Origin of the sequence: Micromonospora sp. KC207, assembly GCF_004348615.1 — a bacterium.
GTDB lineage: Bacteria > Actinomycetota > Actinomycetes > Mycobacteriales > Micromonosporaceae > Micromonospora.
The window spans coordinates 18,321-31,138 of the sequence record NZ_SMKJ01000043.1 but is presented as its reverse complement, the minus strand read 5'-3'; the positions used below and the strand labels follow the sequence as shown (position 1 = coordinate 31,138).

General features: G+C 71.1%; 8 protein-coding genes. All 8 read right to left on the bottom strand.

The window, feature by feature from the left end:
- Positions 1–2: 2 nt before the first annotated feature.
- Positions 3–1,283, bottom strand: coding sequence for a thymidine phosphorylase (locus E1258_RS08205; RefSeq protein WP_132398338.1), 1,281 nt, complete (start codon positions 1,281–1,283; stop codon positions 3–5).
- A gap of 51 nt (positions 1,284–1,334) precedes the next feature.
- Positions 1,335–2,045, bottom strand: coding sequence for a cytidine deaminase (locus E1258_RS08200; RefSeq protein WP_132398336.1), 711 nt, complete (start codon positions 2,043–2,045; stop codon positions 1,335–1,337).
- Between the two features lie 64 nt (positions 2,046–2,109).
- A complete protein-coding gene (locus E1258_RS08195) occupies positions 2,110–3,018 on the bottom strand; it encodes a hypothetical protein (RefSeq protein WP_132398334.1) in 909 nt (302 codons plus the stop codon).
- A 54-nt stretch (positions 3,019–3,072) separates the two neighbouring features.
- A complete protein-coding gene (locus tag E1258_RS08190; protein WP_243715273.1) occupies positions 3,073–7,065 on the bottom strand; it encodes an SGNH/GDSL hydrolase family protein in 3,993 nt (1,330 codons plus the stop codon).
- Between the two features lie 148 nt (positions 7,066–7,213).
- Positions 7,214–8,494, bottom strand: coding sequence for an ABC transporter permease (locus E1258_RS08185; protein WP_132398330.1), 1,281 nt, complete (start codon positions 8,492–8,494; stop codon positions 7,214–7,216).
- A gap of 3 nt (positions 8,495–8,497) precedes the next feature.
- A complete protein-coding gene (locus tag E1258_RS08180) occupies positions 8,498–9,829 on the bottom strand; it encodes an ABC transporter permease (protein WP_132398328.1) in 1,332 nt (443 codons plus the stop codon).
- Complete coding sequence (locus E1258_RS08175) at positions 9,826–11,511, bottom strand: ABC transporter ATP-binding protein (protein ID WP_132398326.1); 1,686 nt, start codon at positions 11,509–11,511, stop codon at positions 9,826–9,828. Before E1258_RS08175 ends, E1258_RS08180 begins: the two co-directional genes overlap by 4 nt.
- Before the next feature lie 143 nt (positions 11,512–11,654).
- Positions 11,655–12,725, bottom strand: a complete 1,071-nt coding sequence (locus E1258_RS08170; protein WP_132398342.1) for a BMP family protein — start codon at positions 12,723–12,725, stop codon at positions 11,655–11,657.
- Between the last annotated feature and the right edge of the window lie 93 nt (positions 12,726–12,818).

Here is a 12,818-nt window from a genome sequence, read left to right as displayed (position 1 = left end):
GTTCAGCCGATCCGCTCGATGACCAGCGGCTGCGGGGTCGGGGCGGTCGGCGAGATCCGTACCGCCCGGACCGCCTCGGCCAGCGCCGCCGGGATCCGGGCGGCGTGCTCGGCGCGCAGCTCGTACAGCGGCTCGCCGGCGCGTACGGGGTCGCCGGGGCGCTTGCGAAGCAGCACCCCGGACGGAACGCTCACCGCGTCCTCCTTGCGGGCGCGGCCCGCGCCGAGCCGCCAGGCGGCCACCCCGATCGCGTACGCGTCGACCGACGCCACGAAGCCGTCGGAGTCGGCGCGGACCACCTCCACCTCGGGTGCCGGTGGCATGGGCGCGTCCGGGTCGCCACCCTGGGCGCGGATCATCGCCCGCCAGACGTCCATCGCGCGGCCGTCACGCAGTGCCGCCTCCGGGTCGGCGTCGGGCAGCCCCGCCGCGTCGAGCATCTCCCGGGCCAGGGCCAGGGTCAGCTCCACCACGTCGGCGGGCCCGCCGCCGGCCAGCACCTCGACCGACTCGGTGACCTCGACGGCGTTGCCGACGGCCAGCCCGAGCGGGGTGGACATGTCGGTGAGCAGGGCGATCGTCCTCACGCCGTGCGCGCCGCCCAGCTCGACCATCGTGCGGGCCAGCTCGCGGGCGTCGGCCACGGACTTCATGAACGCCCCGGAGCCGACCTTCACGTCGAGCACCAGCGCGCCGGTGCCCTCGGCGATCTTCTTGCTCATGATCGAGCTGGCGATCAGGGGGATCGCCTCGACGGTGCCGGTGACGTCGCGCAGCGCGTACAGCTTGCGGTCTGCCGGCGCGAGGCCCTCGCCCGCCGCGCAGATCACCGCGCCCACCTCGCGGAGCTGGCGGATGAACTCGTCGTTGGTCAGCGTGGCCCGCCAGCCCGGGATCGACTCCAGCTTGTCCAGCGTGCCGCCGGTGTGGCCGAGCCCGCGCCCGGACAGCTGCGGCACCGCGCCGCCGCAGGCCGCGACCAGCGGGGTGAGCGGGAGGGTGATCTTGTCACCGACGCCGCCGGTGGAGTGCTTGTCGACGGTCGGCCGGTCGACGGCGGAGAGGTCCAGCCGCTCGCCGCTGGCGATCATCGCGGCGGTCCACCGGGCGATCTCCGGCGCGGTCATCCCGCGCAGCAGGATCGCCATGGCCAGCGCCGACATCTGCTCGTCGGCGACCAGACCCTTCGTGTACGCGTCGACGACCCAGTCGATCTGGGCGTCGCCCAGCACCCCGCCGTCCCGCTTGGCGCGGATGACGTCCACCGCCGTGAAAGCACTCACCGTTGAGTTCCCATCAGTCGTCGCGATCGCCGGTGCGCGAACCGCCGCAGCTCAGGGGGCGGACCAGCGGACCGGGACCTCCTGCGGCGGCTCCCCCTCGCCGGCCCAGAAGATGGTGCCGGTCGCGTCCACCACCACTACGCGCGGGGTCCGGGCGAGCCCCCAGGCGACCGCCTCGGCCGCCTCGTCCCAGCTCGGGCCCTCCTCCAGCACGCCGGTTTCGGCGCCCTCCGTGTCCCCGGCCGACCGCTCCCAGTACGCCGTCCACACCTGCCGCCCGGCCGACAGGTCCGCGTGCACGAAGACGGTGCCCCGCCCCCGCCAGGCGGCCAGCCGGTCCGGCACCACGGGCACCGGCCGCTCGCCGGTCACCGCCTCCAGATCGGTCACGTCGAACGCGTGCGGCAGCAGCTCTGCCATGGTCAGCGGGCCGCCCTTGGCCTCGATCAGGCACGTCGGGCCGCCCTGCTCCCAGAGCAGTTGCCGGCACCGGCCACACGGCATCAGCGGCTCGCCGGTGGCGTCGACGCAGGACAGGGCGACGATCCGGCCGCCGCCGGTGGCGTGCAGCGAGGAGACCACCCCGCACTCGGCGCAGAGCACCACCCCGTACGCGGCGTTCTCCACGTTGCAGCCGACCACGATGCGGCCGTCGTCGACGAGGGCGGCGGCCCCGACGGGGAACTTCGAGTACGGCACGTACGCGTGCCGCATCACCTCGGTGGCGGCGGCCCGCAGGCGCTCCCAGTCGATTTCGGTCATCCCACCATTCTGCCCAATTCACGCCGGTCAGGGGCGGGCAGGGCACGGGCGACGGCGACCCGGTTCAGCGGACGGCCAACTCCGCCAGCCGCTCGGGGTTCACCTCGGTCAGGTTCGCCGCCGCTGTCGCCACGTCGGCGGCCGGTACGTCGGCACCGGGGTCGACGTACACCAGTGCGTCGTTTCTCCGGATCAGGTGGACCTGGTCCTCCCGCTCGGTGCGTACCCAGTGGTCCGGACCCACCGGCCGGCACGACCGCACGGCCGCCTGATCGCCGGCAGGTTGGTCGCGGTAGAGATCGTCGGTGGTGGGGCCACAGTGGGCGGGCGGTGCGAAGCCCTCGGGAAGGGGCACCACGACGATCGACAGCGAGGACTCGCCCTTGGACATCCACACGGAGAGCCTGCGGTCGCTGCGATCGGTGAGTGCGGCGGTGACCCGATAGCCGTCCACCTCGGCCACCATCAGGGGCACCCCGAGCCGGGAGAATGCCTGCGCCCGCTCGGCTCGCCGCGTCGCCTTGTGCAGGAGAGGAAAGACGGCGATCGGCACCAGCAACAGCACCACCGCCGCCCCGGCCTGTACGGCCATCGGCAGCCGGACGGCCCCCAGCAGGACGCCCACGGCGAAGCCGACCGCACCGAGGGCTGCGGCAAGCCAGGCGGGCGGCGGCGTCCAGCGCGGCTGGAACGCCTCATAGAGCAGGACGGCGTCGGTGGTGGCGATCGCCCCGAGGAGGGCAGCCGGCAGCGCCCGATCGGCACCGGTCACCCGCAGCGCGAGCCAGACCAGCGCGGTCACGATCAGCGGCCCGACGAAGATCGTGGGCAGCCGCCAACTGAAGCAGGCACCGATCGTCTCCGGTTCGCAACTCGCGACGAGCAGGGCCTCGGTGCGCCACAGGGACGCCAGCGCCGCTGCGCCGAGCGCTCCCAGCGCCCCGGCGAAGGAGAGCCGACCGATCAGTCGCACGTGTGCCCTTCCGACCGTGGGGCCCGGCTGCAGAACAGCCGGGCCCACGAAACATCACCAGTTGTAGCCGTAGAGACTCATGTAGTTGTTCAGGATACGAGCGTAGGCATGGTTGCCGTCCTGGTTGGGATGCAGCGTCTCCATGCTGGCGGGCTGCACCGGATCGCCGTCCTCGTCCTCCATCAGATCAGGCACCACGAAGGCGTTCAGGTACTCGCTCGACGCGGAACAGATCCCGTGCCCGCCGAACTCGCTACGGGCGTCCATTCCGTGGACCTTGTTGGCGGCGTCGGAGGGCAGTACGGCGGCCATCTGGTCGGCGAGGCTGTTGAGGAACGCGGTCTCGTTCGCGGAGAGGCCGACCGGAAAGGCCGGCGGCAGGGTGATGGCGTACTGGCAACCGGGCTCGAACAGATGTGGATACCCCATCACGAAGATCCTGGCGTTGGGGGCCCGGACCCGGATCTGTCGCACCACCTCCCGGACGGAGTCCTTGACGACGCCGTTAATGAGTTCGGTCTGTTTCTCGCCCAGCGGCTTGTCGTCCCCCTCCATCACGTAGTTCGGCGCGCTGCAGTCGACACCGGTCGCGCAGGACATGCCCACCTTGGTGAAGCGGGCGTCGTTGCCACCGATCGAGAACATGACCGCCGTGGTGTTGGCGTTGAGCGACCCCTGGTCGATCTGGCTGATCTCGCCGTACTGGCCTTCGACCGGGGTGCCCTGCCACTTGCCGTCGGAGACCAGGCCAGGGCTCATCACGTTGTGGGTCCGGGCGCCGCTGCACGCCACGAACTGGGCGTCGATGGCGACGTTGTGGCCGGCTACCAGGCTGCCGATGGTGCCGGGCGCGCCCGGAATGGTGGCCTGCTGGGACCAGGCGTTCGGGCTACGCCGGCAGGAGTTGCGGTTGGCCTCGTCGTCGCCGTACTGGTCGCTGACCCGGGTGTAGTTCCCGCTTCCCTCGCCCGAGGAGTACGAGTCGCCCAGCGCGACCACGAAGTGCCGGGGCTTGCTCGGCAACGGCTGGACGGCGATGGCATCCCAGGCGATGTCCTGCACCCCGGTGCCGTCCAGGGTGAAGTTGCTCAGCTCCACCTTCGGCGTGCCCGCGCCGGTGAAGTCGAAGACGCCCAGGTTGACCCACTTGTTGGCCTCCCACTGGGTGGGGATGGTCCGGTGCTCCGTGGTGCCGTTCGGGCGACGGACGACGTACTTCGCCTGTCGGGTGTGCGCGCCGTGGTCGGGCAGGTGCACCCACACCCGGGTCCACGCGTTCGTGGGATTGATCGTCCAGGTGCCGGTGACCCGGTAGTTGGGCTTCTCCGCCTGCTTGTAGGTGTGGCTGAACCAGAAGTGACCGCCGAACCCGGCGCCGATCTGGTGGAAGTCCACCTTGCCCGGGGTCACCACGTCGCCGTCGAACTGCGTGTACGTGGCGAAATTCAGGCCGAAACTGCCACCCCTGGTGAAGGTGGGAGTGCAGCCCTCCGCGCCGAGCGCGACGGTCGTGCTGATGTCGTCGATGATCCGCGCCCCGCTGGGCAGGCCGTCCACCTTGCAGGATCCGTCGCCGTTGACCGGCGTGGGGTGGATGTTCTCCCCCGGCTCCGTGTAGGGCCGGGGCTCGACGCTGGTGTACGTGCGGCGCTCCACGCCGCACTTCGAGCCGCAACTGGCCCAGGTGACGGGTCCGTGCCACCAGCACCTCAGGTCGTCGCGCTGACACGCGCCGGCCTTCGTGGTCGGGTAGTCGCCCGGCACCTTCGGGGGCAGCGTCTCGTCGCAGTTGTTGATGTTCGGCTCGCAGAACGTGTATCGGGCGGGCTGCCCGTCCGACGGTGCGCCGGGCGACCAGGCCGTCTGGTACGTCGGGAGGTACGCCTCCTCCTCGTAGTTGTAGCGGATCAGCGACGTGTAGCCGAAGCCGATCACCCGCTCCGGGTACGACCAGTGGTTGGGATGCTTCGCGTTGTCGTAGGCGATCTCGTCGTCGACGATCAGATGGCCGGACGAGTCGTAGACGTCCAGCGGTGCGGTGAGGAACATCGCCCGGTCCGCCGGGTAGTCGGTGTTGGCGGGATTGTTCGACCAGCCCACGCCGTACGGGGCTGCGGAGTTCTGAGGGTCCTTGGGGTAGAAGCCGGTGTTGTACGCCCAGATGGCGAACCACCAGTTCTCCAGGTACTTTGGGTCACCGTCGTTGGCGATCAGACCCGCGTTGCGGGTCTGGTTCCACTTGTCCTGGAGGATGCGCAGACCGGCGGCGACGTTGACGGCGTAGTCCGTCGCGACCGCCTGCTGCTTGGTCGCGTCCCAGGTCACTCCGGCGATCACCTGGCCGGTGTCGGACCGCTTCATCCCCGACGTGACCTGGCCGGCACCGTAACCACAGTCCGTGTGTGCCCAGTCGATGAACTCGTAGTTCGGGTTGGCCAGGTCGAGCCCGTAGTAGCCGAGACTGGTCAGCGGATTGCCCACCGAGGCGTCCACGGCGTGGCGGCTGGCCTGCCACAGGTTCGACTCCTGCGCCAGGATGCCCAGGAAGACCTGCGCGGGCACGTTGCCGCCTCCGGAGAGCGCCAGGGACGGGAACATCCCCTGCGGCGAGTACGCCGCCATGCCGTTGTTGTTCCAGTTGGCCGGCCGCTGGAAGGTCAGCATGCCGCGTACCGCCAGGTCCGCCGCCCATTCCATCTGCCGCACGGTCGGCTGGTAGACCTGGACGGTCGGATCGTTGCGGGACACCGCGCAGGTGCGGTCCGGGTCGGTCGGCACGTTGGGGTCGCCCGTGGAGGCGGTCGCCCGCGAGCCGGAGCCCGTCGACGCCGGTGCGCGACCGCCCAGGGCCGGCGAGAGCCGGCGTCCCGCCCCGCTGTCCTCGGGCCGCACGGTGAACGCCAGTGAGCCGCCGTTGGCCGCGCGCCGGGCCGAGATGTCCACCAGGTCCGCCTGACCGCTGTCCGGCCGATCCGCCGGCCGCCCGGCCGCCTCGCGACCGGTCGTCGCCCGGGACACCACCAGCGCCCCAGTCGTCGACACGTCGCTGTCCGGGAGGCCGTCGATCGCCGACCAGCCCCGAGGTAGCTGCTCGGCCATCCGGGCCTCCGCCCGCCCGCCGACCGCGAAGACCCGCCCGCCCGCGCCGGCGCGGAGCTTGATCTCACCCTTCGGTGCCGATCCGTGATCGCTGATCCGGCCGGAGGCGAACCGCTTGAACTCGGTTCGTCCGTCCCGGACGACCTGGAAGGCGACCGCGTCGCGGCCGTCGGCGAGCAGGCGGAACGGGCTGGCCGAAGCAGTCGCCACGGTAGTGATCCTGCCCTTGGCTCCGATGCGCACCAGGCTCGCGCCCTTGGAGCCGATCAGCTCTTCACCGATGGGCACGGTGGAGGTAATTTGACCGGCGGCCCGGACCGCGCGGATCGCCCGGGTCGGGTTCGCCGCGTCGACGGTACCGATCCAGGTGTGCGCCGCTCCGCCGCGCTGGGCGGGCATCTCCAGCCGGGAGAGCACGGCTCGCTCTCCGGCTCCGCAGCCCGGGTTGTGGTAGGCGAGCGAGACACGTTCACGCAGTTTCGTCACCACGCCGGTATTCAGGTCGACGACGGCGGCGAAGCCACCCCGCTGCATGAGGGGCTCCCGGTTGGTGAACGTCCGGGGGCCGTAGACGACCACCGCGCGGCGGCCGGAGCCGGTGACGCACGCCTGACCGATCCACTGGTCGGCGTCGAGGCCGGGCTCCGCGAGGGTCGCCGCCGTACGCCAGGCGTATGCCTGCGACTCGTCGGCGACGAGCAGGTGCAGGCCGGTTGCATCGCTGGAGGTGGTGATGGCGCGGTCCGTGGACCGACGCCACCCCGCCCCCAACCGGGCGTCGGGGTCCGGTACCCGGTTGGGGTGGGTCGGCCCTACGGCCTTCTCCGTGCTGCCGGCGGAGCGGGGCTCAGGCGCTCCGCCGGGGGTCTTGGCGGTCGCGGTGGACGGTGCGGACAGCACCGTGGTGGCGCAGAGCAACGCCGCCAGGGCTGTCAGGGGCCGTTTCATGGTCACCTCACGCAGACGAGGGAATCTGCGCGAAGGGTCGACCATCCCATCACTGTGGGGTCATCGATATGACACAGGACGGAGACGACTGTGCCCGGCGGGCAGGCCGCCGGGCATGGGGCAACAGTCAGGTGTCGGTGACCAGGCGTCAGCCCTTGATGTACGGCTTGCCGTCGGCGGCCGGAGCGCGGACCCGGCCGACGAGCCCGGCCACGGCCAGAATGGTCGCCAGGTACGGCAGCATCGCCAGGAACTGGCTCGGGATGCCGCTGCCGATCGCGCCGAGGTAGGTGCCGAGCTGATCGGCGAAGCCGAAGAAGAGCGCCGCGAGCAGCGCGCCCGTCGGGCTCCACCGGCCGAAGATCAGCGCGGCCAGGGCGATGAAGCCCTTGCCGCCGATCATGTTCTTGGTGAACGAGTAGAGCGCGAGCGTGTACGACGCACCGCCGATCCCGGCCACCACCCCGGCGAGCAGGACGTTGCGGTAGCGCAGCCGCAGCACCTTCACGCCGAGGGTGTCGGCGGCGGTCGGGTGCTCGCCGACGGCCCGCGTGCGCAGGCCCCACCGGGTACGGAACAGCCCGATGTGAATGACCAGCACCAGCAGCAGGCCGACGTAGAGGAAGAGGTTGCTGCGGAACAGCGCCGGCCCGAGCACCGGGATGTCGGAGAGCAGCGGTATCTCCCAGGTGCCGAACCGGGGCGCGGAGTTGTACGTCTGCGCGTCGGTCTGCATCAGCCGCTCGTAGAGGAAGCCGGTGACGCCGACGGCCAGCAGGTTCAGCACGATGCCCATGACGACCTGGTCGACCAGGTAGCGGATGGCGAACACGGCGAGCAGCAGCGAGATGAACGCGCCGCCGAGCGCGGCGGCGACCAGGCCCACCCACACGCTGCCGGAGAGGCTGCCGAACAGCGCGCCGCTGAACGCGCCCATCAGCAACTGGCCCTCGATGGCGACGTTGACCACGCCGGACCGCTCGCAGAGGACCCCGGCGAGGGCCCCGAAGATCAGCGGCAGGGCCAGGATGAACGTGCCGCGCACCATGTTGACCATCGGCATGAAGTTGCGCCCCTCGGGGGCGGCCGAGACCTGCCAGCACAGGAACGACAGCACGAAGGCGACGATCCCGACCCCGAGCAGCGTGGTGAGCCAGCGCTTGCGCACCCCGGCGAACAGGGCCACGCCGGCCGCGGCGGCGACGACGCCGAACAGGATCGCGCCGATCGTGCCGTTGATCTCCAGCGCCGCGCCGCCCTCCGTCTCGCTGAGGGTGAAGCGGGCCTGCCGGTCGGTGGCGAGGGCCCCGAAGGCCACCGTGGCGACGACCCCGAGCGCCAGCAGCACGGCGCCGGTCTTGCGGGTACGGGTCCAGAAGCCCTCGTCGACCTGGGCCACCGCCACGTCCGGGACAGCCATGGTTGACATGCCTTACCAGCCCTTCGCCAGGCTCGTCTGCAACCGGGCGGCGCGGGCGGCCCGGAGCTGGAAGATCGCCTTCACCAGGGCCGGCGCGGCGATGAAGATGACGATCAGCGCCTGGAGCACGGTGACCAGCTCCAGCGAGATGCCCGCGTACCCCTGCATCCGGTTGCCGCCGGCCTGGAGCGCGCCGAACAGCAGCGCGGCCAGCAGCACGCCCCACGGCTTCACCCGGCCCAGCAGGGCCACCAGGATGCCGTCGAACCCGATCTGCGCGATCACCTGCGCGGTGAGCGCGTCCGCCGTCGAACCGAGCACCATCTGGCTGCCGCCGAGGCCGGCGAGCAGGCCGGCGATGGCCATCATCAGCACGTACGTGCGGGGGACGCTGATGCCGGCGGTGCGGGCCGCGTCCGGGTTGGCCCCCACCGCGCGCAGCTCGAAGCCGAACGTGGAGCGGTTGAGCAGCCAGGCGACGAACCAGGTGGCCAGGACGGCCAGCAGGATGCCGGCGTGCACCCGCAGGTTGTCGCCGAGCAGCCGGGGTAGCTGGGCCGAGGGGTCGACGGGCCGGCTGATGGCGTCGGCCCGGTTCGGGTTCTGCACGCCGCTCTGGATGATGATCCAGGACAGGAAGTACAGCGCGACGTAGTTGAGCATGATCGTGTTGATCACCTCGTGGGCGCCGGTGCGCGCCTTGAGGATGCCCGGGATGAACCCCCAGAGCGCGCCGCCGGCCGCGCCGGCGATCACCGCGACGAGCAGGTGCAGCACCGGGGGCAGCGGCAGCAGGAAGCCGGCCAGCGCGGCGAGGATGACGCCGATCGTGGCCTGGCCCTGCCCGCCGATGTTGAACAGCCCGCCGCGGAAGGCGAGCGCCACCGACAGGCCGGTGAACACCAACGGCGCGGTGTACGTCAGCGTCTCGGAGATCGGGCTGAGCGCGGCGGTGAAGCCGGACGCCTCCGGGTCGAAGATGGCGCCCTTGAACAGGTTCGCGTACGCCTCGCTGACCACCGTCCAGCTCGCGTTCAGCGCGTCGGACGGGCGGGCGGTGATGTAGCCGTAGGTGGCCAGCACGTCCGGGTCCGAGACGATGATCAGCACGGCGCCGACGAGCATCGCCAGCAGCACCGCGAGCACCGTGACGGTCACCGTGTTGGCCGCCCACAGGTTGTCCAGGAACAGCCGGCCCAGGGTGGGCCGCTCCGGTTGCGGTGCCGGTTTCGGCGTGGTCGCCGTCGCGGCGCGGTCCACGCCGCCGGCCGCCACCTGGGCGGCCTGCGCCTCGGTCGCCGGCTCCTTGTCGGGCGAGCCCGACGCCGGGTTGGGGTTGGTCATGCCTCGTCCTCGCTACCGGGGCCCTCGGGGGCCGGGGTCGCCGCGTGGGGTGCCGGCGGCGTCGCCACGTCGGGAGCCGGGGACACCGCGTCGGTCGCCGGCTCGGCAGCGGGGGCCGCGTCGGGGGTGATGCCGGCCATCAGCAGGCCGATCGTCTCGCGGGGGGTGTCCGGGCCGACGATGCCGATGACCCGGCCGCGGTACATGACCGCGATCCGGTCGGCCAGGCCGATCACCTCGTCCAGCTCGCTGGAGACGACCAGGACGGCGGTGCCCACGTCCCGTTCCCGGATGACCCGGGAGTGGATGAACTCGATGGAGCCGACGTCGACGCCGCGGGTCGGCTGGGCGGCGATGAAGAGCTTCAGCGGCCGGGACAGCTCCCGTGCCACGATCACCTTCTGCTGGTTGCCGCCGGAGAGGGTGCCGACCGGCGCGTCAGCCGAGGGGGTACGGACGTCGAACTGCTCGATCCGCTCCCGCGCCGAGGACGCGATGGCGTCCGGTTGCAGGGACAGACCCCGGCCGAAGGGCGGCCGGTCGTAGATGTCCAGCACCAGGTTCTCGGCGACGCTGAACTCCTTGACCAGGCCGTCGACGCTGCGGTCCTCGGGGACGTAGCCCACCCCGGCGCGCAGCACCTTCTTCGTCGACCAGCCGTGCACCGGCTCGCCGTCGAGGGTGACCGTGCCGGCGAGAACGGGCCGCAGCCCCATGATCGCCTCGATCAGCTCGGTCTGGCCGTTGCCCTGCACGCCGGCCACGCCGAGCACCTCGCCCGCGTGCACGGTCAGGTCGACCCCGTCGACCGCGCGGATCAGCCGGTCGTCGTCGACGACCAGGCCGGCGACCTCCAGGATCGGCTTGCCGGGGGTGGCGGGCCGCTTGTCCACGGTCAGCCGGACGCTGCGGCCCACCATCAGGGCCGCCAGCTCGTCCCGGCTGGCGGTCGGCGAGGCGGTGCCGACGGTCCTGCCGCGCCGGATCACGGTGATCCGGTCGGCGATGGCCTTGACCTCGCCGAGCTTGTGGGTGATGAAGACGATCGACTTGCCGGCGGCCTTGAGCGACCGCATGACCGTGAGCAGTTCCTCGGTCTCCTGCGGGGTGAGCACGGCCGTCGGCTCGTCGAGGATCAACAGGTCGACGTCCCGGGTGAGGGCCTTGACGATCTCCACCCGCTGCTGGATGCCGACCGGCAGGTCCTCGACCACCGCGTCCGGGTCGACCCGCAGGTTGTACCGCTGCGAGACCTCGGCGACCTCGCGCCGGGCCCGCCGCCGGTCGAGGAGGCCGGCGATGCCGCCTTTGACCTGCTCGGCGCCGAGCATGACGTTCTCGGCCACGGTGAAGACCGGCACGAGCATGAAGTGCTGGTGCACCATGCCGATCCCGGCCACGATGGCGTCGGAGGGGCCCTTGAGCCGCAGCGGTGCGCCGTCGACCAGGATCTCACCCTCGTCGGGCTGGTAGAGCCCGTAGAGCACGTTCATCAGGGTCGACTTGCCGGCACCGTTCTCGCCGAGCAGGGCATGGATCTCTCCAGGCTCCACCGTCAGGTCGATGTGGTCGTTGGCGACCAGATCACCGAACCGCTTGGTGATGCCGCGCAGTTCGAGTCTCAGCGCAACCTCCTGCGAGTGCGAGCGATGGTGCAGCGTAGCCGCTGCCGAGCCGGTCACCGGGCCTGACCGGGCATCGGGTGGTGCGGACCGGCCGCCCCGACCACGCGGGTGGTGTCCCCGCGTACGTCGAGGCGGCCGGTCGTCGTGCCAGGGGTCCGCCGGCCCCGCCGCCGGATTCGCGCGACGGGGTGGCGGGACGGTCACTTGGCCGGCTGGGCCTTCGAGGTGACCGTGATGGTGCCCGCGGCGATGTCCGCCTTGATCTTCTCGACCTCGACCTTCAGGTCCGCCGGGACCTTGCTGTCGAACTCGTGGTACGGGGCGAGCGACACGCCGTTGTTGGCCAGCGTGCCCACGAAGCCCGGCTCGGCCTGGAGCTTCTCCCCGCCGGCGGCCTTGACCACGGCCTCCTTGACGGCGTCGGCGATGTTCTTGACCACGGTGGTCAGCAGCACCGGGCAGTTCGGGGTGCTCTCGCAGCCGTCGGCGTCGACCCAGATGACCGAGTACTTGCCGCCGGAGGCCTGCGCCGCCGCGGTGGTGCCGAGGCCCGCGCCACCGGCGACCGGCATGATGATGTCCGCGCCCTGGGCGACCAGCGTGTCGGAGACCTTCTTGCCCTCGTCCTGCTTGACGAAGTCGTTGGTGAAGGAGCCCTTCTGGGTGGCCTTGTCCCAGCCGAGGACCTGGACGTTCTTGCCCTTGGCCTTGTTGTAGTACGCCACGCCGTCGACGAAGCCGTCCATGAAGATCGTCACCGGCGGGATCGGCAGACCGCCGTAGGTGCCGACCTCGCCGGTCTTGGTCATCCCGGCGGCCAGGTAGCCGGCCTGGAACGCGGCCTGCGCGGTGTCGAACTGCATCGGGTAGACGTTCGTCTCCGGCAGCTTCGAGTCGACGATCCCGAACTGCTGGTTCGGGTTCGCAATGGCGATCTTCTTGGTGGCGTCCTGCATCAGGCCACCGACGGCCAGGATGAAGTCGCACTTCTGGTTGACGAACTGGGTCAGGTTGACCTCGTAGTCCGCCTCGGCCTTCGACGCGACGTACTTGATGTCGATGTTGCTGTTGGCCTTCTTGGCCTCCTCCAGGCCCTTCCAGGCGGAGGTGTTGAACGACTTGTCGTCGATGCCGCCGACGTCGGTCACCATGCAGGCGCTGTACTTCTTGGCGCCGGTGTCGCCGGTGCCGTTGTCGTCCTTGGGGGCCTCACCACACGCGGCAGCGCCCAGCACGAGCCCACCCGCCACGAAGGCGGAGGCGATCCGCATCCCACGCACAGAGCGCAAGACGTCTCCTTCCCATTGCACACCGCTGTGCGCGGTGGCAGCCCTTGAGCCGGCCTGCGCGCAGCCGCCGGCGTC